This window comes from Shewanella psychropiezotolerans (assembly GCF_007197555.1).
GTDB classification, from domain to species: Bacteria; Pseudomonadota; Gammaproteobacteria; order Enterobacterales; family Shewanellaceae; genus Shewanella; species Shewanella psychropiezotolerans.
Genome location: NZ_CP041614.1, coordinates 2,817,937 through 2,841,040 on the forward strand (window position 1 = coordinate 2,817,937; position 23,104 = coordinate 2,841,040).

The following is a 23,104-nucleotide window of genomic DNA, read 5'->3' on the forward strand; positions in this document are numbered from 1 at the left end:
CCATACGTAAGAGTATGGCTTACTCACTGGCTAACAGGGTTTAGAATCTATCTGCAATAATGGTTAATACTCAGCGTTAGAATAAAAACAATAATAAGGTGCTTAGTTAAATGGCATTGAAAGCAACTTCGATAGACATTGCGTATCGCGCAGGCGTATCTCAATCTACAGTATCCAGGGCATTGAGAAACAGCCCATTGGTGAATCTCGAAACCCGCGAGCGGATCCAAGCGATAGCTAAAGAGCTCAACTATAAAGTCGATAAAAATGCCAGTAATTTACGGACACAAAACTGCAAGACAATAGCGTTACTTCTGTGTGAAGACCCAACCAATGATGACTCACTGATCAATCCATTTTTCCTCTCCATGTTGGGATCAATAACCAGAGCCACGGCTCAGCAGGGCTACGATCTGCTGGTTTCATTTCAACAGCTCAGTAGCGACTGGCATGGAGATTATGAAGACAGTAATAAGGCCGATGGCATCATATTGCTCGGCTATGGTGATTATTTGGATTATGAAGCCAAGTTGGAAAAACTCCTGGAGCAAAATACCCATTTTGTTATTTGGGGGGCGGAGCATAACAACAAGTCAGTCTTGTCTATCGGTTGTGATAACTTTCAAGGGGGCTTGATAGCGACTGAGCATCTATTGTCGCAAGGCCGTACACGGCCCGCCTTCTTAGGCGACTCGAGCAGCCATAGCCCTGAGTTTAGAGACAGGTACTTAGGCCATAGCAGAGCGATGAAACAAGCTGGTTTACCTCTCAATAAGAAGTGTCAGTTTAGTGCTATCAGCACCGAGGCATCTGGTTTCGAGGCGGCGAATAAACTGTTCGATTCGGGATTGGAGTTTGACTCGATTTTTGCCGCCAGTGATCTCATTGCCATAGGTGCCATTCGGGCGTTAAAAGAGCAGGGGATTTCAGTTCCGCAGCAAGTATCAATCGTTGGCTATGACGATATACCTGTCGCCAGTTTCGCTAACCCTCCGCTGACTACGGTTAAACAAAACACTAAACTTGCCGGTGAAATCTTGGTTGACAGTGTACTCAAGCTGATTAGAGGTGAAGCAGTCAAAGCCCAGCTGATCCCAACCAGGTTAATTGTCAGAGAGTCGACGGCCTGTGCGCGTTAAGCTCTGGTCATGAACTTAATCGAGCATACTTAAGAAGCGATTGACCTGAGCCTTAGGTTTTCGTGACAAGTCCTGCATCAAGGTAAAACTCGGTTCTATGATGTTATGTTCGTTGCGCATATCATCAAGCATCTGTAACCAGAGCTTAGCTGTCATCTCTGAATCGGCCAATGCCCGGTGAAATACACCATCATTTTCAATCTGTTTATATTCAACCAGGCCACCGAGTTTATGGTTGGGGGCATCTTGATATAAACGGCGTGCTATCAACATGGAACAGGCAAATTCCCCGCCATAGCGTAAATTAATAGCGTCGAGCTCGGCATCTAAGAAGCGTTGATCGAACGAGGCATTATGTGCCACCAGATTATGGTCGCAGATGAAGTCAGCGAAACGTGCCATCACTTCTTCACATGGAGCTGCATTGGCTAACATAGCGTTTGAAATACCTGTGTAGCCAGCAATGAATCCACTGACACGAAAACCTGGGTTCATCAGTTCTTGAAATGTATCGACGACTATACCGTCTTCTATTCTCACGGCGCCAATTTCTATGGCTCTATCTCCTTGGTTAGGGGAGAGGCCTGTGGTCTCGAAATCGAGAATAATGACTGAGTCGGCTGCGGGAGAGCTCATCTATTTTTACGCCTAATATGATACAGAAAACAAGGTCCATTTATACCGATTGGTATGATCCCAATCCAAATGCACATAAGTGTTCTAAACACAAAAGCCCGCGATTTGAGTCGCGGGCTTTTACGTGTTTAGAAAGCGTGCTTAAAAAGTAATATTACTTCTTAGCTTCAGCTGCTTTTCTTTCTTTAACATCAGCGATAACTTTTTCAGAAACACTGTTTGGACACTGACTGTAGTGAGAGAACTCCATAGAGAACTGACCACGGCCCGATGTCATAGTACGTAGTGTACTGATGTAACCAAACATTTCAGATAACGCTACGTCAGCCTTGATACGAACGCCAGTAACACCCGCCATTTGATCTTTGATCATGCCGCGGCGACGGTTAAGGTCACCAATAACATCACCAACGTGGTCATCTGGAGTGAACACGTCAACGGCCATGATTGGCTCAAGAAGCTTAGGATCTGCCTTTGGAATTGACTGACGGAATGCGCCTTTAGCAGCGATTTCGAATGCGATAGCTGACGAGTCAACTGCATGGAAAGCACCATCACGAAGTTCAAACTCAACGTCAAGCACAGGGAAACCAGCAACAGTACCAGTACCCATTAGAGATGCGAAACCTTTCTCAACAGCAGGCCAGAATTCCTTAGGAACGTTACCACCAACAACTTTAGAGGTAAATGTTAAGCCAGTGTTGGCTTCGCCTGGACGGATAACGTAGTCGATCTTACCGAACTGACCAGAACCACCAGACTGCTTCTTATGGGTGTAGCTATCTTCAACCATCTGAGTGATAGTCTCACGGTATGCCACTTGTGGCTCACCAACGATTAGCTCAACGCCGTAAGTACGCTTAAGAATATCAACTTTAATGTCTAGGTGAAGTTCGCCCATGCCTCTAAGGATGGTTTCGCCTGAATCTTCGTCAGTTTCAACGCGGAAAGTTGGATCTTCAGCAATCATCTTACCGATAGCGACACCCATCTTCTCACTGCCACCTTTGTCTTTCGGTTTAACAGAGATTGAGATAACTGGCTCTGGGAATACCATGGCTTCTAGTGTACAAGGGTGCTTAGGATCACATAATGTGTGACCAGTTTGCACGTTCTTCATACCCACGATAGCAATGATGTCACCAGCTTGTGCTGAAGATAATTCGTTACGCTCATCGGCTTGCATCTCAACCATACGGCCAACACGCTCAGTTTTACCTGTGAACGAGTTCAGTATGGTGTCACCTTTATTAAGACGACCCGAGTAGATTCGTACGAAGGTCAGGGCACCGAAACGGTCATCCATGATCTTGAATGCAAGCGCTTTAAATGGCTCATCGGCAGATACGATAGCGAATTCACCATTTGGCTCGCCTTCTTCGTCGGTAAGCGGCTGTGGATCAACTTCTTGTGGCGCTGGTAAGTAATCAACAACGGCGTCAAGCAGAAGCTGCATGCCCTTGTTCTTAAATGCTGAGCCACAGTATGTTGGGAAGAAATCTATTTTACGAGTACCAGTACGGATACAACGCTTAATATCTTCGATAGAAATCTCTTCGCCTTCCATGTAGGCTTCTAGCAAATCGTCATCCTGCTCTAGGGCAGTTTCGATTAGCATTTCACGGTACTCTTCTACAAGGTCAACCATGTCAGCTGGAACATCTTCAATCTTATAGTTTTCAGCTTGTCCGGTTTCGTCCCATATCCAAGCCTTACGAGTCAGCAGGTCAACCAGACCAGAGAACTCATCTTCGATACCGATAGGAAGTACCATGACGATCGGGTTAGCACCCAGAACATCTTTAGTCTGCTTAACAACACGTAGGAAGTCAGCACCCATACGGTCTAACTTGTTGACGAAGATGATACGTGCAACTTCTGATTCGTTCGCATAACGCCAGTTAGTTTCTGACTGAGGCTCAACACCACCAGAACCACAGAATACGCCGATACCGCCATCAAGGACCTTAAGAGAACGATAAACTTCTACTGTGAAGTCAACGTGGCCAGGGGTGTCGATAACGTTAAAACGGTGATCGTTCCAAAAACAACTTACAGCAGCAGACTGAATGGTAATACCACGCTCAGCTTCCTGTTCCATGAAATCAGTTGTTGATTCGCCATCATGAACTTCACCGATCTTATGGATTTTACCGGTAAGCTTTAGGATACGCTCAGTTGTGGTGGTCTTACCCGCGTCAACGTGAGCGAAGATACCAATGTTTCTGTACTTTGATAAATCAGTCATTTTTCTACTCTAATTGGAGTTACGTTCTAAAATTCGGGGGAAGTATATCAACACTTTGAGAATATCTTTATAGATTTTTATTAAAATCCGCTACTTTCGATTAGATAAGCCAATAAAATACGCATTCTAACTAAGAGGTTATTGCCTGTATTGCCTGATATGACTGAGTTATGTGACTGTCAGACTAGAATTGTTAAACCCTATTTATACTTATATCATTTTTACTAAATGTGAGCTTAGTTCAGTACTATTTCATCTGTTAGTCGCAATTGTCTGCTTAAAGCCTCCTTTTTTATGATCTTATCGAGCGTTTATAGGGATATTTGTTGCTAGTATCGCGCAAATTTTTAATGGCTTTATTACTATGCATCTGCACTTAGGTGAACTTACACCGGAAACCTTCCTTAGAGATTATTGGCAGAAGAAACCTCTGGTTATTCGACAAGGATTCAGAAATTTTGAAGACTTACTCACGCCCGAAGAGATGGCGGGTCTTGCCTGTGATGAACTGGTCGAGTCTCGCCGTATCTATAAAGAGCTAGGACAATGGCAGGCCGAGTTCGGCCCTTTTGATTCTTATGAAGATTTAGGAGAGTCAGACTGGACTCTGGTCGTTCAGGCACTAAACCATTGGCTACCAGATGCAGAGCGGCTTATTCAGTGTTTTGATTTTATTCCCCGCTGGCGTTTCGATGATGTCATGGTGAGTTATGCCACACCTGGTGGCGGTGTTGGTCCACATATTGATCTCTATGATGTGTTTATCTGCCAGGGCTCTGGCCGTCGTCGTTGGCGGGTGGGAGATAGAGGACCACATAAAGAGTTTGCCGCACATCCAGCACTGCTGCACACGGAAGCCTTTGAGCCCATTATTGATGTCGAGTTATTGCCCGGTGATATCTTATATCTGCCACCAGGTTTTCCTCACGACGGGGTGACACTGGAAGCGTCCATGAGCTTCTCTGTGGGATATCGCACCGCATCAGCTAAAGATATGGTGAGCGCGCTCGCGGATCATCTGATCGATAATGATTTAGGCTGTGAGCAGATAGCCGATCCGGGTCGTCCCCTTGCCAGGCAAAGCGGCAAGATAAGTGATGCAGATCTGGCCCGTATCAAGGCGCAATTACTCGATACTCTGGATGATCAACTTATTAGTGAATTTTCCGGCCGTTATCTGACTCAATCTAAGTGTGAATTGGACCTTGTTGAAGAAGAATTAGGATTTCAGCCCGCTGATATTGTTGAGCTTCTCGGCAATCAAGGGCTAACTCGTCTTGGGGGGCTACGCTGTCTCTATTTTGAACATTCAGTCGAGCAGGGGATCTTCTATCTCAACGGCGAGAAAATATCTATGTCGCCTAGGTTGATGAGCATAATTCCCATGCTCTGCGATCATCAAGTCCTTACGCCTGTGATGCTAGAACCTTGGATTAAAGATGATGGCTTCATCGACATGCTCACCATGTGGATCAATGCCGGTTTCTGGTATTTCGAAGAAGATTAACCTTTTAAAACTCGTCATAAAATGGAGCCATAAGGCTCCATTTTTGTTAGAGTATTTATATTGTTTTACATCGTCTTTTGGTTTGATTAGAGAGACGATGTCGTATTATCTCATCGAAGGAGAGCCAACTTTGGCGATTGAACACAGCGTAATCATGTCAGTTTTAAGCTCATTGGAGTGCCGTACTAACTTCACCATCAAGAAGATCACCGAGTATATGTTGCCTCAGCTCAAGGAACCCGTGTACCTGCACGGCTCGGCCAGTGACTGTCAACTGGTGATCAGACCCGCTTATGAGGTGTTTCTGGCGGATCTCAGTGGGCTCGAGGGGGTAAAACATAAACAGGGTTATTTTCATAACAATGAGATGACGCGTTTCCCAAAGCGAGTACAGAAGAGCCTCAACGGTATTCATTATGGTTTGGCATTTAAATTTGAAGATGAAGCTGCCGTTAAGCGATTCATCAAGCGTCTGATCGGTATTATTAATGGCGAATAATACCAAACTTGATAAACGCTTAATCGTCGATAGGATCATTTATTAATGGCGAATAATACCAAATTTGATAAACGCTTAATCGTTGATAGGATCATTTATTAATGGCGAATAATACCAAATTTGATAAACGCTTAATCGTCGATAGGATCATTTATTAATGGCGAATAATACCAAATTTGATAAACGCTTAATCGTTGATAGGATCATTTAATAATGGCGAATAATACCAAATTTGATAAACGCTTAATCGTTGATAGGATCATTTAATAATGGTGAATAACACCAAATTTGATAAGCGGTTAATCGTCGATAGGATCATTTCTGGGCTTGAGCTTGCCAAGCAGGCAGCTATGTCTGCGGCGAAACAGGCCCACGAGACCGCCACACACAGTGAAACTGTGGCCAAGAGTAAGTATGAGACTTTTGGCCTCGAAGCCTCATACTTGGCCCATGGGCAGGCTCAACGAGTCGCAGAATGTGAAATCGAGTTATTGGCCTATAGGTCGTTGAACTTAGCCTGCTTCTTAGATGATTCAGGTATAGACTTATCTGCCTTGGTGACCCTCGAAGACGAGCTAGGAGTAGAGAACACCTATTTTATCGGCCCCGGCGCACCGGGTATGAAAATTGACCTCGAAACTGACAAGAATATTGACCTGAAGATTAACAAACACACAGAGATTGATTTAGCGGCCGGGTGTCATAAAAATTCAGACAAAGGGCAGCGGATGATCATCGTCATCACTCCATCATCTCCCCTTGGGCAGTCACTCATGGGCAGGTATCTTGATGATACCGTGCGGCTCAATATAGGCGCTCAGCCTAAGGTTTATGAAATCACAGGGGTGGAGTAAAACATCCTGGAGATTAATGCTCGTTAACCCCTGTCTTTTATTACTGAATTTGTTAGTCTTTTTCTAATTCTACTTGATTTATCGGCCATAATGGTTAGTTTGGTTTGTATCGGATATGTTGCGGCTCGGTTTCAATGCTGTGCCGTCATCAACCATTTTTCTGCCGGATAGCCAATCGATGTCATTTATTGCTCCTGAGCATATTTTCTCAAATCTAGCCCACACCCGCTCTTTTTCCTTTTGGGGAGCCAGAGGTGTATTGTTAGCTGCGTGCTTGGCTCAGTGCGTCACTGGTGCCCAGGCCCAAGATCTCGAACCCAGAAGTTACACTAATATTCCCATTGGGATGAATTTTATGGTGCTGGGGTACGCACATTCTCAGGGGGAAGTTTCACCCTCTCCTGGTGCACCTGTCGAAAATGTACAGCTTAATATCGATGCCGCCGCTATCGGATATGCCCATTCTTTCTCTCTGGGGGGACGATCCGCTAAAATAGATATGGGGGTATCACGAGTCTGCTTCGATGGCAGCGCCATGTTAGCGGGAGAAACCATCACAGCAGACCAATGTGGTTATACCGATCCAAGTATCAGGCTCACTTGGAACTTTTTCGGCGCGCCGGCCTTATCACCTAAAGAGTTTGCATCTTGGGATCAAGGTGTCGTGATCGGTACCAGCTTGCAAGTGACCGCGCCCATAGGTAGCTATGATGAAAAGCGATTGCTTAATGCAGGTACCAATCGGTGGATTTTTCGTCCGGGAATAGGCATGTCTCAAAAACTGGGTCGCTGGTATTACAACCTTATCGCCTCCGCGAGAATATATGCTGACAACGATGAGTATTACAATGAAGTGGGTTTAACCCAAGAGCCTCAATACACTTTTCAGGGCCACCTCATTTACTCCATTGGCCCAGGGCACTGGATCTCTTTTAACTCGAATTACTTTTTTGGTGGTGAGACCACCAAAGGAGATATTGAGTCCAATGATTACCAGGAGAACTCTCGATTTGGGTTAACTTACTCCATTCCTCTGAGTAGGCATCACAGTATCAAGCTAAATTACAGCAAAGGGGTACTGACTCGAGTAGGCAATGATTTCGATTCATTTGGTGCATTTTGGCTGTACAATTTTTAAGGCCTATACCAATCGGTATTACTTGATGCCTGATAAATACCAACAGAGATCATTACAAGAATGCCGGCTAAGATGCCGGCATTTTTATTGAGACTCGAGATGGAACTTCTAATTTTTCAACTTATCATCTACCACAGGGTAATGATCCCAAACGCGTTTATCTGTTAAGGAACGTACCAGCTTGATGTATTCTGCATGGGTCCAGGCGAGCGGGGTGGCCGAGTTGGTTCCTTGGCCATGTCGATAGTGATATCGGCTAGGGTCGCCTACGCTGTCCCACACCTGCTCCGGCAGCATCAGCCCTTGGTTGGCAAAACTCTCCATTCCCTGAACATAAGTATCGACCAGCTCCCTATGGCGCTTCTCGGTTAACGCGTCATTGTCGATGGCAAGTGCCAGCTCATAGTGCCCACGCTCACCGGTGAAGAAGGGCCATACCCGGCCCCTTTGGTGGGGAGTGTTTGTACCTTTCTCTGCATAACTCGCTCCGGTCTCGGTATCTTCACCATAACCATCGTTGCCATAGCGCCGGAACCCAGGAAACAGACTGCCATCTTTGGCGGTGAAGGTGTATTTGACCCTAAGGTTATCATCCAGTTGGGTATTGTCCATCAGGGCCAACGTCTGCCTAATCACAGCATCATCTGCCGGGACGACACCGTAACGGACCAACTCGAGGAAACCACCGTCTAAGATGAGGCGTTGATCTAAGCCCGCTCTGCCATTGTTATCACCGAGTGTCCTTGCTTCATTGGGCTTACCCTGAGGCGAGAGACGCAGGTAATAGGGAGGAGTTTGCTGCTCGTCAGCGAGAGTCATGGCTACTCCATCGGCGCTAAGCAAGCCTTTAGTGGTGATGACTCGTTCTGCGAGTCCTTGCTTCATGGCTTTTGCCGTATCGAGATAACGTTGTGCGCCTTTGAGATCTCCTGCAACCCGTGCGATATCGCTGGCGGCCACCAGGCCCGAGATAACTGCGGCAGCAGTCGATGGTGAATAGCCTTGTTGCTCTTCCCAGCGCTCCTGCTGCGTTTTTAGCGGCGTAATGTGAGTGTGATTCCAGTCAAGGTTTACCTCACCACCGGTGACGAGAAATTCGGCCGCGGGTTTGAGCATTCGCTGGTACCAATGCGTAATTTCAGCGTCGGAAAATATTTGAGCTTGCCAGAGTTTCCAGCCGAGCATGATGGGCATGGCAGTTTGATCCAGCTGCACGCCAACCCATTCTATTTCGCCATCCACATGGGTCTTTTGCAAGAACCAGCCGGGAGTGCCGGTATAGCCCGGGGTATGCTTGGTGACTTGTACCTTCTCTAAGTATTCGAATGCCACCTTGGGCGTTTGAGTGTCTCCCATGGCGAGAAAGGCCATGGCGCATTGATAAAAGTCCCGCGGCCATACGGCTTTATAGCCTGTGCTACCCACTTTAGCCGATACCGTGTCACCCCAAGGATTAGACAAGGAGGCGATAAGGGCGCCGGTATGTGTCTTATCTTCCTGAGCCTTAAGTACCAGCGCGCTGGCATATAAGAGTTTGCCTTCATCTGTAGTATTGCCGGACATCGCAGGCAGGGCGGTTAACGAAGCGAGGTAGTCTTGCCAACCTATGGCTTCGCCTTCGCCGTTATAGTCGGCTAATACTTGGTTATAGCCTCGCGTTAACGTCGCATCGGCGTTGGCCATGCTCTGGGCTGGGTCATTACCGAATCCCAGCACTAAATTAAAGCTGAGACTCTTCATCTCTTTATCGGTGCTCTTCTCGAGTCCTGGCAATTGCGCCGTGAGGGCGACATTGCCTATGGTCTGGTCTTGTGGATCCGATGTCGATCTGTACTGCCAGTTCATTTCGCCATCTTGTTTAATGTCGGTGAGACCATCGGATACCCCGACGAAACCTGCACTGGCTTTGATGAAGGGCAGATCGGATTTCACCGTCATCACACTGGGTTCTGCTTCATTGGTGTAAGCAATCAGAGCCAGATCCCCGTCTTGGCTTACCACATCGGCTATGTCGTTGGCGCCGCTATTATCCATGTGAGGATTCACGTAAAGATAAGGGGTGATACCCTCCTCGAAGGCGGTAAAAGTCACTCGCATCATCAGGCTGGCGTGAAGCGGATCGGTAAAGATATGCTTCTCTATTCGATACTTGCCATCCTTATCTGTGTTGATGACCTTGTAAGCCAGTGACAGCGGGCGACCTAACTCATCTTTGTGAAGATAGTCAATTGTGCTGATCGTATCTTGCTTCTCGGTATCGACGAAGCCATTTCCCGTGACGATAAACTGTAGCTCTTTAAGCTGGGCGTTATGGATCAGGCCATACATGGTCTCGGTTAGCACGCCTTGGGCGATAGAGAACCAGACCTTGCTGTGTGACTCCGACTCATTGTTAGCATTTGAGTAGGGCGCATAAGAGGTGCCTATGCCTGTCTTACCGGCAAATGCCCATGTGGGGTCAATCCCCGGGGCGCCGGGGGAAAATGTGTTCGAGCTAGATTGTGCGTTTATCACAGGCTTTTCGGTTGTCGGTGAGCAGGCACCGAGAGCGGCAATGATGGCCAGAGTCACTAGCGACTTAGTCACGGGTGAAGGCAAGTATCCATGGAACATATTAGTCATCCCCAAGTTGAATTTATTGGTTTTATTTTTCGACATGATCTATGTCATCGGGTTTGAGTCGGCACTTTGACAAACAGCACGCTGACGCCGGCAATCATCATGAGTATGCCGCCTGTGATGAGGGCAAAGATGGGCTTGCCATCGAACCCCTGTTTGATAATTAACCCCAGCACGCTGGCAGCCAGCAGTTGAGGGATAACTATAAAGAAGTTAAATATTCCCATATAAACCCCCATTTTTTGTGCAGGTAAGGCGTTCGCCAATAGGGCGTAGGGAATCGATAAAATTGACGCCCAGGCTATGCCAACCCCGATCATGGGTAGCCAGAGCAGGCCGGGATCTGTGATGAAAAAGAAACTTATCAGGCCTATGCCACCACAGAACAAGTTGATCATATGGGTCAGTTTAAGGCCCACAGCCATGGCAAGCAGAGGAATAACCAAGGCGGCCAGGGCGGCGAAACCATTGTAGGAGGCGAAGAGCATGCCCACCCAGTCCGCGCCGTCGTTATAAGCCTTGGATAATACGTTTTGGGTACCATAGTGATGATCTGTGACCGCCGCGGTGGTGTATATCCACATCGAAAATAGGGCAAACCAGGAAAAAAACTGCACCACAGCCAGTTGGCGCATGGCTTTGGGCATGTGAAACATATCGTCGATGACACAAAATACCAGGCCCTGTTTATCGCGAGTCTGGCTCTGTCCCTGGTGACTCTTGCTGATTTGCCTGAGCCTATGGGCGCAGTAAAATTGCAGGGGTCCGAAGGACAAGATGCCTAAGCTTAAGATATAGAGCTGTTTATCCAGATCCTGACCCCAGATTATCAGAGTGAACAAGGCGCCCAGGGCGGTCCAGATGAAGGAAGATGAGCGGTAGGCTTGCTCGCTCCTCTTGTCTTCAGGTTTTAGATTTGACTCTAGGCTGGTTGCGGATTGTTCCAGGCGCTCAAATGCGGCCAGCTCTTCGGGTGAATACTCTTTCGTCGAAATGACAGTCCAGCCCACGGCTAACAAGAGTACGGCCCCACCAAAATAGAAGGCATAACGCACCGAGTCGGCTATCTCACCCGCCGGCGCGGTATTGGCCACGTCAAAATAGTTAGTCAGTATGTAGGGCAGAGCCGAGGCGATAACGGCACCAATACCGATAAAGAAGCTTTGCATGGCATAGCCGAGGGGACGCTGGCGTTGGGGCAAATTATCGCCGACAAACGCCCTGAAGGGTTCCATGGCGATATTGATCGAAGCGTCCATGATCCACAGCATGCCAGCGGCAATCCATAGAGTAGGGGAATTAGGCATGATAAAGATAGCTAAGGTGGTTAAGATGGCGCCGATGAGAAAGTAAGGTCGACGTCGTCCCAGTTTTCCCCAAGTGTTATCACTCATATAGCCGATAATAGGTTGAACTAGGAGGCCGGTGAGCGGCGCGGCTATCCAGAGAATGGGGATCTCATCGATTGAGGCTCCCAGCGTCTGAAAAATTCGGCTGACATTGGCATTTTGCAATGCGAAGCCAAATTGGATCCCCAGAAAACCGAAACACATGTTGAAAATCTGCCAGAAGCTGAGCTCTGGTTTACGGCGGCCATGAGTGGCCTGATGGCTAGGGTGTACGGGCTCAGACATACTATCGTTTACCTTAATATTGTTATTATTTTTTATGTCGATTATTCAAATGTCACAAGCATGATTTGAAATTAAACACATTGGCATAGTACCCTCGGGCACGAATTTGATACAATGAAATGCATACGTATTCATCATGTTTATTAACACTAAGTCAGGGGTAGGTTAACCTGGAGGTGTTTTCTGCAGGGACTAATCATTGAAATTATTTAACTTTCTTATATTGACTATATTGGTACTCTTGACCGGATGTAACTCAGCTAACCATGGTTCATTTGTCACTCAGACTTATGATGGCGCAGAGGCTAACAGGGAGACAGGTGCCGCTTTGGTTAAGCTTGGCAAGGTTGAAGGAAAAAGTTGTCAAACTGCCATTTTGTATCTTATCCCTTATGATGAATCTGCTTCGACCCATAGGGCGATCGAAGATGCTAGATCCAAGATTGAGGGAACAGAACTCCTGGCTGATATCTCTATTGACGATAAATTATGGGTTGAGTTTGGTTATTCGGTGCAATGTATCTCAGTGAGTGCAACGGCCTATGGCGTTAAGGCAGGTTCACAATAACCTGTCTTAACGAGACGTTTAGTTGAGTGTGTGTCTTGGCGATGCTGAGCATGCTGGTATCTAAACGTATCTGTGGGGTGCTAATCAATACCGTAACGCATTGCAATGAATAACAAAGCCACCATTAGGTGATAAATTGTTTAGCCAGTTCATCTAAATCTTTCGATAGTGAAAGAAGTGCCTGAATGGTGTCGGATACCTTGTTGAGGGATTCTGTATTGTCGTAGCCCAGGGATACTATCTGATTAACATTCTTACTCAGCTCTTCGGCCACATGAGATTGCTCGTTAACGGCGACAGCAATCTGTTCAGACATAGAGCTGATTGAGCTAGTGGCATCGAGAATGCCGGTGATTGAGGCTTCGGATCGCTTAGCATTGTCCACGGCTGTGGCGCTTAACTCGAAGGAAGCCAGTGTAGACTCAACCGCAGTATTTGTGCTCTTTCTGAGACCATCAATTTTCTCTTTAATCTCTAAGGTGCTGGCCTGTGTGCGCTGAGCCAGGCCGCGTACCTCATCGGCGACGACGGCAAAACCTCTACCATGCTCTCCGGCTCTGGCGGCTTCGATAGCGGCGTTGAGCGCGAGTAAATTAGTTTGCTCGGCGACGCCATTGATCACGTCCATCACAGAGACTATTCCTTGGACATTCTCATCCAATGAGTTGATAGCATGCTCAGAGTTTTTGAGTTGCAGCGCCAGCTGTTCGATGGACGCGACTGTCTCTTGTAAGATCAATGCCACGGCTTGGGTATCTTTACGTGCTTGCTCCGCCGACTCTGCTGTTTGATTGACCCGGCTGGCGACTTCTCCCGCAGAGGATGACATCTGTGTGATGGCTGTAGCCATTTGATCGGTTTCTTGTTGCTGAGCCGCGATGAGCTGGATACTCTCTCTGGCATCTTCATTAGCCTGCATTGCCTGGACGCTGGTTTTGGCTATTGACTCTTGAAATGCACTGACGATGGCTTGGATCATCTCGACGAATCGGTTGAATCCTTGGCTGACCCGTGCAAACTCATCTTTATTGCCGACATGGAGACGATGAGTGAGATCGCTCTGTCCTCGGTCCATATTCTCCAGTGCCAATGTGAGTTTGAGTAAGGGTTTTGCGATCAGCGTCTTATATAATGTATAGGTAATTAGAATTATCAATAATCCCAGTGACAGGGCTTCGATAACCGAGGTAATGAGTAAGTCACCGAGTACAGACCGTATGCTGTTATTGTCTATATATATGGCTAATTGACCCAGTGAGTTGGACTCGCCATCTTCGATGAAGACCAAAGGAATACTCATTTTTTGCCGAGTCTTGTTGTCACCGACGGTGGCGCTGATCTCGTCTTTATCGTTGATAAATTCGATGACCGCGATATGTTCAGATGCCTGCTCTGACTTGAGAATATTAACGATGCGTTCCTGCTCAAAATTCCACACCGCCGTGGGAAGGTTCAATTCGAGTCGTGAAATGGCATGCTGGAGCTGCTGCTGTTGCCTATCTTGGAGTAAGGTTTTTTGGCTGTAATAACTGATGGTACTCATTACAGTGATTAAGAAACTAACCGCAATCAGGGTCGCGACAATCAATCTGAATGCGATAGAGTTAATGATCTTCATAGGGTTATTTCCAGTCAATGAGCCCATAAACGGATAAAATCTGCTGTAACTTGCCGGATTCTCTCAGCTGTTTTGTTCCCTTCTCGACGATATCGATATACTCCTGACTGCTAGCTTTGCTGGGTGAGCAGGCGATAAATAGCGGGGTAGGGTTACCATCTTCACCACCAGACACTATGTTAGCCGATAGACCCATCTCGCTGACTTTGGCTGCGCCTACAGCTTGAGACTCGATAACAATATCGAGTCTGCCGGCATTGAGCTTCTTGAAGTTTTTTTCGAGTGCATCGTTACCTGTTGCCGCTTTATATGTACTTGGATTTGCCTTAATCAAGGCATCCATTTTGTCACCGTAGGAGTAACCGGAAATAATGCCTATCTTCTTACCTTTTAACGAGTCATCGCCATTGAAGCGCCAGTTGTCATCTGCTTTGACATAAAAAGAGGAAACATCTGTGCCCCAGGATTCTTTCGGAAAGATAAAATCCGGCGCGTCGTCGGTATAAGCCCCTATGACACAGTCGAACTTACCGTCACGTACCTGATTGACGGCCCGCTCCCAGGGCATGGTCTTATATTCAATTTGATGGCCAGCGGCGCCGAATATCTCATTTGCAAAGTCAATCATGTAACCGGCGGGTGTTGCTCCCGGAGCGGCATTCATGGGAAACCATTCATCGCTGCGAATCGTAATGGTCGCGCTGTTGGCCAGAAAGCTGGCCAGAGACAGGATAATAATAGGGGTGAACTTATTCATCATATTTCCAAAGTACTAAGAACTGAGCGTACTAAGAAGTCTAGTCAATGAATGCTGCTTTATCGAACAGAGGTGTTTTGCTGATAGAAAGTGGCTTATGAATATGGATTCAAGGCGTTAACTGAACCGAGTGATACACAGGTTTAATGCTGAATCCGCCTTGAGGCGATCTTCATAGGTGTCTTCTTGCCAATAGGCTCAGCTAAGCCTGGTTGAAAATCTTCACTAGATTAAATACTCTAGCTTCAGGTTTAAGCAGAAAGTTATCTCTCGAACGGAGTCAATAGGAGCAAAATGAAACTCAGCCCCAAGTCTATGAAGCGATTTCTGAATCTCTATCCACCTTACATAGGAGCTGGGATAAAGATCACCCACTTGAGCCAAGATTGGCGGGAACTTCATGTTGCTATGTCGGTGCGCTGGTACAATCGCAACGCCGTGAATACGCACTTTGGCGGCAGTCTCTATTCCATGGTCGACCCACATCTGATGTTGCTATTGATGCAGCTGCTCGGCAGGGATTACTTTATCTGGGACAAGGCGGCCGATATCGAGTTTTTGAAGGCGACAAAGAAGAAAGTTAACTGTGTTATCAGCATTTCAGATAATGATTTAGAGGAGATCAAGCATCACACCCAAGGGGAGACAAGTATTTCCCTACATTCACCTTAGAGATAAAAGATGAAATGGGTGATGTGATAGCCAGAGTAAACAAGACTCTCTATGTGAAGAGAAAGCCGCTCAAGGCGTGACAGGCTTATTTTCACTGTGCAGGTTCAGGCCGTGTCCGCGACTGAATACCTTGTGACAACAGGCCTTGTGCCATTCCTGCCGTTATGATCAAGCTGCAACCTAGGAGTTGAATCGGCGTTAAGCTCTCAGAAAATAGCCACCATGCCAGACTGACCACGGCCACAGGTTCGAGATAGGCTAAGGTGCCGAAGGTGACCGCCGGCAGGTGCTGCAGCGCTTTTACCGCAAACAGAATCGCCAAGAATCCCGGCAGGAATCCGATAGCCAGTAAGTAGCCAAGCTGCTCGCCACTGAGCGCGATATCTTGGGTCATGACCAAAGGTAAGAGGCATAATGCGCCCACCGAAAGCTGAATCAAGGTGCTCTGATAGGCTGTGGCCTTGCTGGGTTTACGATTGATCAACATGAAGCCGCTGTAGGTGAATAGGGCTAAAATTGAGAAGAACAAGCCTCTAGCCTCATCTGAGTTGGCTAGCGTATTGCTGCTCGCACTCGGGCTCATCAAGGTAAACCCAAGGAGAGCGATGCCAATGGCGACGATATTGAGCAGTTTGAGTTTTTCACCTAAGACTAAGTGAGCGATGATGGCTGTGAGCAGGGGAGCGAGATAGATCACCATGATGACATTAGCCATACTGGTGTAGTCGATGGCTTCGACGTAGAAAGACATAAAACCTGCCAGCATGGCACCATTGATCATATGGCGTTTACTGGGTTTATGCAGTATTTGAGCTTTCTTACCAGAGACAAGCATGTAGGCAATTAAGAACAGTGATCCCAAAAGTAGACGGAAGAAGGTGATTTGCTCAGCCGGAAGCGCGGCATATTTAGCCAATATGCCGATAGTGCCCATCAAGACTGCCGACATTAAAGCCAGTACAATATATCCAGTTTGAGATTGCATCGAGCATCCTTATCTATATTTCAGGCATTATGAGTCCGAAAAATTTGCTTAACAAACCTTTTATCAAGGCATGTTATACCGATTGGTATTATTAAACGATAGGCTTGGTTATCATCTCCAATGCTAACACTAGAGTCATAGTTCAAATGAGAGTTAACGCGTTAAAATCAGAATTGAAAATTAGAGTCCAAAATCAGAGTTTTGGACTTCACAGATGAAACAAAAATGTGCGACACCAGTATTAGGACAATGAATATGAAACAATCGATCGTACACATAGCATTGGTGGTCAGAGATTATGATGAAGCCATCGATTTTTATGTAAACAAGCTGAAATTCGAACTCATCGAAGACACTTATCAAGCGGAGCAAGATAAACGTTGGGTCCTGGTATCGCCACCAGGATCCACTGGAGTGAGTTTGTTATTGGCTCGGGCATCTAAAGCCGAACAAGCGCGTTTTATTGGTGATCAAGCGGGAGGAAGAGTGTTCTTGTTCCTCAATACCGATGATTTTTGGCGTGATTATGAGCGCATGCTTGCAGACGGCATCAATTTCATTAGGCCTCCTAAGGTTGAAGATTACGGCACTGTTGCCGTATTTGAAGATCTGTACGGTAACTTGTGGGATCTACTCCAGCTCACTGACTAAAGAGTATTGGTCACAAAGTCGTGAAGCATGGACCCCATATCCTGAATGGATCTCGGGCCCATGCTTTATTTAAGAGTGTTAGGTCACAAGGGCTTTATTTTTTGCTTTTCTTATTGGGCAGCAGTTTAAAACGTATGGCTGTACCGCCACTGCTGGCGAGGTTGAGGATTAACTTGTCTTTATTGGTGACAGTCTTAGTCTCAATAACGTAATCATAGGGATTGTGCTGCCAGTTAGCCTTGTTACCATCCCGGTAAATTTGCGCCTGATAGTATTTTCCTTGCTGTAAGAAATCCAGCTCAACTTCGAGTTGTCTCGCTTTATCATCGGTTATTGCCCCAAGGAACCAGTCGGCATTGGCTTGTTTAGTGTCGACTCTCTCTTGTCTGGCAAACACCACAAATTCACCGACTTCACCCTTTAGCGCGATACTCTTATGCCAGTCCGTAGGCACATCACGAATGAACTTAAATGCATCCGGGTGCTTGTCATAATTACGCGGCAGATCGGCGGCCATCTGAATCGGACTATACAGCACCACATACAAGGCCAGCTGTTTAGTCAACGTTGTCTGCACGCGATTAACCGCATCTAGTCCTTCGGGGGCTAAGTCAAAGATCCCGGGAGTGAAATCCATTGGGCCAGCAAGCATGCGGGTATAGGCGAGGGTAGTGGTGTGCGCGGGGTTATTAGGCGGCGTCCCCCAGGCGTTAAACTCCTGACCGCGTGCACCTTCACGGGATATCCAGTTGGGATAAGTGCGGCGCAGACCTGTATCCTTGATAGGCTCATGGGTATTGATGCTGATATGACGTTTAGCGGCTTCTTTAACGCTGTGCAGATACTCATTGACCATAAACTGGCTATCATGCCACTCGTGGCGGATGATCCCTTGTTCGTCGATGCGTTTGATGTCGCCGCCATCGGCCACATAACCCGTTTTTATTTGAGTGACGCCGTATTTTTGATACATGTCGTAAGCATCACTCATCTGCTTGCGATAGTTAGTCACCGAGCCTGAAGTCTCATGATGACCAATCAGACGTACGCCTTTGTCTATGGCATATTGGGACACAGCAGCAAGATCGAAATCTGCATAGGCTTGAGTAAAGCTAAACACATCGCCGTTATGGAACCAACTGCCGTCCCAGCCGATATTCCAGCCTTCGACTAACACGCCGTCGAATCCATTATCGGCGGCAAAATCCATGTAACGTTTAGTCTCGCTGGTGGTCGCGCCGTGTTTGTCTCCTGAGCCCCAGGTATTCTCGTTAAGATGCATGCCCCACCAGATCCCAATATACTTACCAGGATCAACCCAGCTGACATCGCCGAGTATATTTGGTTCGTTAAGGTTAAGGATGAGATCGGAATTGAGCAGGCCTGTGGCTTGATTCGCTATTTGAATCGTGCGCCAAGGGGTTGAGAAGCCTGCATGGGTTTTGACCTTGATGCCATCAGACCAAGGCGTGAGATCGGCCCTTAATGTCCCGCCACGTCGCTGATCCAGTGTCATCGCCGCATAATCGGTAAGCGCCGCCTCATGAATGCTCATATGCACGCCTGAGTTTAACTTAAACGTGTAGGGGGTATGGACTCTGTCGATATCTTGCACCGGACTCTGGGTATAAAGGTATTCATAGCGGTTCCAGCCACGAGCCGGGATCCACCAACTTAGGCTTTTATCCGCATCGGGAATGCTAAATTCGGTGAGCTCATTGGTGATGTTTAGCGTATTCAAGTCTGCTTGCTTAGGCACGCTATAGCGAAAACCTATGCCGTCATCGAAGGCTTTAAACTCGAGGTAGAAGTGGTACTTATCATTGCTTAGTTTTACTTTTAATCGGTTATGGTGATCGCGGATCCATTCCCGTTCTCCCCAAGGCTGTTGCCAGCGTTCATCATGACTCGTTTGCTCGATAGTTTCTATCTTAAAACCTTGGCCAAACTCGCCGATAGACTGAAACTCCAGGCCTAGCCTTGAGTCATTGATGACAGCTTGGCCGTGAAATTTGACCCGATACTCGGGGCCTTGATTATCGTCACTGAGCTCTATCATTATCTGCTTGTCGGGAGAGGCAAGCGAGACGGTCTGGGCCGTAGCAGTTGTACTGGCAATAGTGGAAATACCAGCAATTACCAGCGCGTATATCCCCGCTAAGGCATATGACTTATCTTGAACTATCATTCTTTTATTTTTTTTGTTCATCTTAGGTCTCATAGGCTCCCCTGTGCTTTGTTTTAATTGTTCTAGCTGAGATGTTTAACGCTGAGATATTGAGCTCACATACTAGTGGGGAAGCGACATTTGGTTCAATAAACTGCATACGTATTCAGCTGGATATAAGCCAAGGGAACTTTGAGCCTAAAGCTATTTATACTGTGTGGGCATTATGATAAAAGAGTGGTCTAGGTTAATTATTTAAAACGATAATATGGATCAATAAGAAAGGTCATGTATATCCCGCCACCAATGAAAATGGACAATCAGCAACAAGTATTCGATCTCATCGAGCAATTTAGTTTTGGTGTGATCGTGTCAAATATTGAGGGGCTGGAGGCCAGTCATCTGCCGTTTATGCTGGATAGAGGTCATGGCAATAAAGGGCGTTTACTCTGTCACTTTGCCAAGGCAAATCCACAATGGAAGGATTTAGCCGAACGGGAAGTATTGGTCGTATTTAGCGGTCCCCACAGTTATATATCACCGAGTTGGTATGCAAATTACCCTGCAGTGCCAACCTGGAACTACAGCGCTGTGCATGTAAAGGGCATGGTTAAGATTTCAAGCAAGCAAGATACTGCTCAATTAGTCAAAAATATGAGCGCAAAGTATGAACCTGACTTACTCGACAAACACGATATCATGAGCCCTGAAGTTATCGACAAACTCAGTGGCGCCATCGTTGGTCTATCGATTGAAATATCAGAGATACAGGGTAAGTTTAAACTAGGTCAACACAGAAAAATTGACGACCAACAAGGCGTGTTCAAAGCATTATCAGAAAGTGATCACAATGATGCCCAGCAATTAGCTCGATATATGGCAGCATTGGGGATGGGTTTAGGAAAGGTTTAGAGCGTAGTAATCGCCCCTCATACATGTCAGAGCCTACAGAAAGTGATTATTTTAATAGCCTGTGGACTAAAACCCACCTTCGTTAGATGGTGAGTTTTAGTCTATCTAGTTCAGGTTAATTCACTACCACTTCTTTAATCGCAATCATTTCACCATTTCGGTCACCACTCCTCATCATAAATGTGACTTTATCACCGATGGATAGCGGTTCGCTGGTAACTCTGTGGACTTCTTTTTCATTGTTAGTAACACTTGATCTAGAGTAATAGCATGTGTGCTGGTCACAAGACATTTGATAATTGCCATTCACTTCCACTCTAACAAAAAAATCAGCGAACGAACTGTAAGTATCGCTAAATGACATGGAGATAGTATTGGTTTTTAATAGCGCTTTTACCTCAGAAAAATGAGGGTTAACTATGACTTCTTTTTTATCTACAATTTCACCATTTGAGCCACCAGTTCTCATCGTAAATGTGACTTTGTCACCGAAGGATAGTGGTTCGCTGGTAACTCTGTGGACTTCTTTTTCATTGTTATTAATACTTGGCCAAGAGTAATAGCATGTTTGCTGTTCACAAGACATTTGATAATTGCCGTTAACCTCCGCTCTAACAAAAAAGCCTGAGAACGAACTGTAAGTATCGCTAAAAGACATGGAAATGGTATTGTTTTCTAATTGTGCTTCAACCTCAGAAAAATATGGGTTAACTACCACTTCTTTTCTATCTACAATTTTACCATTTGAGCCACCAGTTCTCATCGTAAATGTGACTCTATCACCAAAAGACAGCGGTTCACTGGTTACTCTATGGACTTCTTTCTCATTGTTTTTAACACTTGGCCAAGAGTAATAGCATGTTTGCTGCTCACAAGACATTTGATAATTGCCATTCACTTCCACTCTCACAAAAAAATCAGAGAACGAACTGTAAGTATCGCTAAATGACATGGAAATGGTATTGTTTTCTAATCGTGCTTCAACCTTAGAAAAATAAGGGGTAACTATTACTTCTTTTTTATCTACAATTTTACCATTCTTGCCGCCGGTTCTCATCGTAAATGTAACTTTATCACCAAAGGATAGAGGTATATTGGTTTTTCTATGGACTGTTTTTTCATTGTTATTAACACTTGCCCTAGAGTAAAAACACCTTTGCTTTTCACAAGACATTTGATAATTATCATTGACTTCCACCCTAACAAAAAAATCAGGTAATGAACTATAATCATTGCTAAATGACATGGATATATTGCTATTATCCAGTTCGGCATGTACTTCGGAAAAAGATAATTCAGCCCCTAACTCATCGTTTATATCTTCATTGGTGTAGTTAGTGCTCATGGCTTGAAAAGAGACAGTGTTGAGTACTGCTATTAAGTACAAATGGAATTTTGTCTTCGACAAAAATTGCATAAATTTATTCATTATTAATATCCTTACGTATACAAGAGGTCTTTCGATGGTTATTTAACCAATAATTCATGATTCAGTTTTTATTTTTATGGACACTACGCAGTCACAAGTGAACTGTTTATAGATTGAATTTCCATATTAAGTAAATAAGGGATCATAGAATGAGCCCAGTGCAATTTTTAACACCTATTTAGGTGATGCGTCACTGTTTTTAATGTATCTACAATGTTGCGATAACAATACGTTCAGATGTGCAGTTTTACTGGTTTGATCAGATAAACGTGCTAGGGAAACTCTTTGGAAATATCGAGCATGAATACACTGGCGAGCTTGCGTTTGAGTCTCTATGCTATAGTCAATATTACTGAACGATTAGCAGTAATAGATTACTGTTATTTACAAAAACTAAATGTAGAATAAACCGCCGCATTAACTGTTTTTTGAAGTGTTGAGTATGAGATATGATATGCTATTGATTAAAGTTTTTGCTCTTTATTTGGGTAAATAGAAATGACATTACTATCTTCAGTAATAGCAATATAACCAAAGACTATGGTATCAATAGTTAATTACACGCACCTTCATAACGGTGTTTTATTTTCAAGGAAGTTAAATGATCTACTCAACCACTGAAACGATTCCCGGTAAAGACATTACTGAAATAGTCGGTATCGTTACAGGCAATGTTGTTCAATCGAAACATATTGGACGTGACATTATGGCAGGTTTAAAAAGTATCGTGGGCGGTGAGATCCGTGGATATACGGAAATGCTGACAGACGCCAGAGATGTTGCTATTCAACGCTTAGCTGCAAGCGCTCATGAAAAAGGTGCGGACGCTGTAATAGGTATTCGCTTTACTACCAGCTCAATCATGGATGGCTCGTCTGAAATAATGGTATTTGGCACAGCGGTCAAATTAAGAGGCTAACAGGTAAACGGTGTTCGTTCCAGCAACTGAGTCTGGTCGGATAAGCGGCACCTGTTACCAGGTGCCGCTCTCCTAAGAACCGTACGTGCAACTTTCACTGCATACGGCTCAAGCCTCCACTAAGGCGTACTATGTTACCCGGTAACCACAGG

19 protein-coding genes are annotated in these 23,104 nt (G+C 45.7%); 10 read left to right on the forward strand and 9 right to left on the reverse strand.

Features of this window, described 5'->3' with window-relative positions; all coding sequences use genetic code 11:
* Positions 1 to 110 precede the first annotated feature (110 nt).
* Positions 111 to 1,139, forward strand: coding sequence for a LacI family DNA-binding transcriptional regulator (locus FM037_RS12520; RefSeq protein ID WP_144046279.1), 1,029 nt, complete (start codon positions 111 to 113; stop codon positions 1,137 to 1,139).
* A 15-nt stretch (positions 1,140 to 1,154) separates the two neighbouring features.
* Here FM037_RS12520 and FM037_RS12525 read toward each other — a convergent pair whose 3' ends face one another.
* The gene (locus FM037_RS12525; protein ID WP_144046280.1) at positions 1,155 to 1,775 is read right to left on the reverse strand and encodes a 3'-5' exonuclease; all 621 of its coding nucleotides are present in this window, start codon (positions 1,773 to 1,775) and stop codon (positions 1,155 to 1,157) included.
* A gap of 154 nt (positions 1,776 to 1,929) precedes the next feature.
* Entirely contained in the window at positions 1,930 to 4,023 is a 2,094-nt protein-coding gene (gene fusA, locus FM037_RS12530) for an elongation factor G (protein WP_144046281.1), read from the reverse strand.
* Between the two features lie 364 nt (positions 4,024 to 4,387).
* Here fusA and FM037_RS12535 point away from each other — a divergent pair, with 364 nt between their 5' ends.
* From FM037_RS12535 to FM037_RS12550, 4 genes are all read left to right on the forward strand, one after another.
* The gene (locus FM037_RS12535) at positions 4,388 to 5,530 is read left to right on the forward strand and encodes a ribosomal protein uL16 3-hydroxylase (protein ID WP_144046282.1); all 1,143 of its coding nucleotides are present in this window, start codon (positions 4,388 to 4,390) and stop codon (positions 5,528 to 5,530) included.
* 130 nt (positions 5,531 to 5,660) lie between these two features.
* Positions 5,661 to 6,029 carry a hypothetical protein gene (locus FM037_RS12540; protein ID WP_144048928.1) on the forward strand — a complete coding sequence of 123 codons (369 nt, stop codon included), beginning with the start codon at positions 5,661 to 5,663 and terminating at the stop codon, positions 6,027 to 6,029.
* 269 nt (positions 6,030 to 6,298) lie between these two features.
* Positions 6,299 to 6,883, forward strand: a complete 585-nt coding sequence (locus tag FM037_RS12545) for a GreA/GreB family elongation factor (RefSeq protein ID WP_144046283.1) — start codon at positions 6,299 to 6,301, stop codon at positions 6,881 to 6,883.
* A 178-nt stretch (positions 6,884 to 7,061) separates the two neighbouring features.
* Positions 7,062 to 8,021 (forward strand): transporter, encoded by a 960-nt coding sequence (locus FM037_RS12550; protein WP_229381171.1) that lies wholly within the window; start codon positions 7,062 to 7,064, stop codon positions 8,019 to 8,021.
* Positions 8,022 to 8,129: 108 nt separating this feature from the next.
* Here FM037_RS12550 and FM037_RS12555 read toward each other — a convergent pair whose 3' ends face one another.
* Together FM037_RS12555 and FM037_RS12560 are read right to left on the reverse strand one after the other, a co-directional pair.
* Positions 8,130 to 10,634 (reverse strand): glucan 1,4-alpha-glucosidase, encoded by a 2,505-nt coding sequence (locus FM037_RS12555; RefSeq protein ID WP_229381233.1) that lies wholly within the window; start codon positions 10,632 to 10,634, stop codon positions 8,130 to 8,132.
* Between the two features lie 53 nt (positions 10,635 to 10,687).
* On the reverse strand, positions 10,688 to 12,274 hold the full coding sequence (locus tag FM037_RS12560; RefSeq protein ID WP_144046285.1) for an MFS transporter: 1,587 nt from the start codon (positions 12,272 to 12,274) through the stop codon (positions 10,688 to 10,690).
* Positions 12,275 to 12,473: 199 nt separating this feature from the next.
* Here FM037_RS12560 and FM037_RS12565 point away from each other — a divergent pair, with 199 nt between their 5' ends.
* Positions 12,474 to 12,842 (forward strand): hypothetical protein, encoded by a 369-nt coding sequence (locus FM037_RS12565; protein WP_144046286.1) that lies wholly within the window; start codon positions 12,474 to 12,476, stop codon positions 12,840 to 12,842.
* A gap of 124 nt (positions 12,843 to 12,966) precedes the next feature.
* Here FM037_RS12565 and FM037_RS12570 read toward each other — a convergent pair whose 3' ends face one another.
* On the reverse strand, positions 12,967 to 14,460 hold the full coding sequence (locus tag FM037_RS12570; RefSeq protein ID WP_185977019.1) for a methyl-accepting chemotaxis protein: 1,494 nt from the start codon (positions 14,458 to 14,460) through the stop codon (positions 12,967 to 12,969).
* A 4-nt stretch (positions 14,461 to 14,464) separates the two neighbouring features.
* Positions 14,465 to 15,220 carry a substrate-binding periplasmic protein gene (locus tag FM037_RS12575; protein WP_144046288.1) on the reverse strand — a complete coding sequence of 252 codons (756 nt, stop codon included), beginning with the start codon at positions 15,218 to 15,220 and terminating at the stop codon, positions 14,465 to 14,467.
* A 291-nt stretch (positions 15,221 to 15,511) separates the two neighbouring features.
* Between FM037_RS12575 and FM037_RS12580 the strand changes: the two genes are divergently transcribed.
* A complete protein-coding gene (locus FM037_RS12580; protein WP_229381172.1) occupies positions 15,512 to 15,889 on the forward strand; it encodes a DUF4442 domain-containing protein in 378 nt (125 codons plus the stop codon).
* A 91-nt stretch (positions 15,890 to 15,980) separates the two neighbouring features.
* Here FM037_RS12580 and FM037_RS12585 read toward each other — a convergent pair whose 3' ends face one another.
* The gene (locus tag FM037_RS12585) at positions 15,981 to 16,874 is read right to left on the reverse strand and encodes a DMT family transporter (protein WP_144046289.1); all 894 of its coding nucleotides are present in this window, start codon (positions 16,872 to 16,874) and stop codon (positions 15,981 to 15,983) included.
* A gap of 255 nt (positions 16,875 to 17,129) precedes the next feature.
* On the opposite strand from FM037_RS12585, the gene FM037_RS12590 reads away from it, so the two are divergent.
* A complete protein-coding gene (locus FM037_RS12590) occupies positions 17,130 to 17,525 on the forward strand; it encodes a VOC family protein (protein WP_144046290.1) in 396 nt (131 codons plus the stop codon).
* 94 nt (positions 17,526 to 17,619) lie between these two features.
* Here the strand turns inward: FM037_RS12590 and FM037_RS12595 are convergent, their stop codons facing one another.
* A complete protein-coding gene (locus tag FM037_RS12595; protein WP_227993050.1) occupies positions 17,620 to 19,713 on the reverse strand; it encodes a glycoside hydrolase family 97 protein in 2,094 nt (697 codons plus the stop codon).
* 267 nt (positions 19,714 to 19,980) lie between these two features.
* On the opposite strand from FM037_RS12595, the gene FM037_RS12600 reads away from it, so the two are divergent.
* Complete coding sequence (locus FM037_RS12600; RefSeq protein ID WP_144046292.1) at positions 19,981 to 20,604, forward strand: FMN-binding negative transcriptional regulator; 624 nt, start codon at positions 19,981 to 19,983, stop codon at positions 20,602 to 20,604.
* Between the two features lie 115 nt (positions 20,605 to 20,719).
* Here FM037_RS12600 and FM037_RS12605 read toward each other — a convergent pair whose 3' ends face one another.
* A complete protein-coding gene (locus FM037_RS12605) occupies positions 20,720 to 22,033 on the reverse strand; it encodes a hypothetical protein (protein WP_144046293.1) in 1,314 nt (437 codons plus the stop codon).
* A 601-nt stretch (positions 22,034 to 22,634) separates the two neighbouring features.
* Between FM037_RS12605 and FM037_RS12610 the strand changes: the two genes are divergently transcribed.
* Complete coding sequence (locus FM037_RS12610; protein ID WP_144046294.1) at positions 22,635 to 22,952, forward strand: heavy metal-binding domain-containing protein; 318 nt, start codon at positions 22,635 to 22,637, stop codon at positions 22,950 to 22,952.
* Positions 22,953 to 23,104 lie beyond the last annotated feature (152 nt).

What these genes read in the sequence shown, in the direction of transcription:
- FM037_RS12520 (WP_144046279.1), top strand. Translation starts at nt 111, where the DNA reads ATGGCATTGAAAGCAACTTCGATAGACATTGCGTATCGCGCAGGCGTA.
- FM037_RS12585 (WP_144046289.1), bottom strand. Translation starts at nt 16,874, where the DNA reads ATGCAATCTCAAACTGGATATATTGTACTGGCTTTAATGTCGGCAGTC.
- FM037_RS12595 (WP_227993050.1), bottom strand. Translation starts at nt 19,713, where the DNA reads ATGATAGTTCAAGATAAGTCATATGCCTTAGCGGGGATATACGCGCTG.
- FM037_RS12535 (WP_144046282.1), top strand. Translation starts at nt 4,388, where the DNA reads ATGCATCTGCACTTAGGTGAACTTACACCGGAAACCTTCCTTAGAGAT.
- FM037_RS12605 (WP_144046293.1), bottom strand. Translation starts at nt 22,033, where the DNA reads ATGAATAAATTTATGCAATTTTTGTCGAAGACAAAATTCCATTTGTAC.
- FM037_RS12550 (WP_229381171.1), top strand. Translation starts at nt 7,062, where the DNA reads ATGTCATTTATTGCTCCTGAGCATATTTTCTCAAATCTAGCCCACACC.
- fusA (WP_144046281.1), bottom strand. Translation starts at nt 4,023, where the DNA reads ATGACTGATTTATCAAAGTACAGAAACATTGGTATCTTCGCTCACGTT.
- FM037_RS12525 (WP_144046280.1), bottom strand. Translation starts at nt 1,775, where the DNA reads ATGAGCTCTCCCGCAGCCGACTCAGTCATTATTCTCGATTTCGAGACC.
- FM037_RS12545 (WP_144046283.1), top strand. Translation starts at nt 6,299, where the DNA reads ATGGTGAATAACACCAAATTTGATAAGCGGTTAATCGTCGATAGGATC.
- FM037_RS12600 (WP_144046292.1), top strand. Translation starts at nt 19,981, where the DNA reads ATGTATATCCCGCCACCAATGAAAATGGACAATCAGCAACAAGTATTC.
- FM037_RS12610 (WP_144046294.1), top strand. Translation starts at nt 22,635, where the DNA reads ATGATCTACTCAACCACTGAAACGATTCCCGGTAAAGACATTACTGAA.
- FM037_RS12560 (WP_144046285.1), bottom strand. Translation starts at nt 12,274, where the DNA reads ATGTCTGAGCCCGTACACCCTAGCCATCAGGCCACTCATGGCCGCCGT.
- FM037_RS12575 (WP_144046288.1), bottom strand. Translation starts at nt 15,220, where the DNA reads ATGATGAATAAGTTCACCCCTATTATTATCCTGTCTCTGGCCAGCTTT.
- FM037_RS12590 (WP_144046290.1), top strand. Translation starts at nt 17,130, where the DNA reads ATGAAACAATCGATCGTACACATAGCATTGGTGGTCAGAGATTATGAT.
- FM037_RS12555 (WP_229381233.1), bottom strand. Translation starts at nt 10,634, where the DNA reads ATGTTCCATGGATACTTGCCTTCACCCGTGACTAAGTCGCTAGTGACT.
- FM037_RS12570 (WP_185977019.1), bottom strand. Translation starts at nt 14,460, where the DNA reads ATGAAGATCATTAACTCTATCGCATTCAGATTGATTGTCGCGACCCTG.
- FM037_RS12580 (WP_229381172.1), top strand. Translation starts at nt 15,512, where the DNA reads ATGAAACTCAGCCCCAAGTCTATGAAGCGATTTCTGAATCTCTATCCA.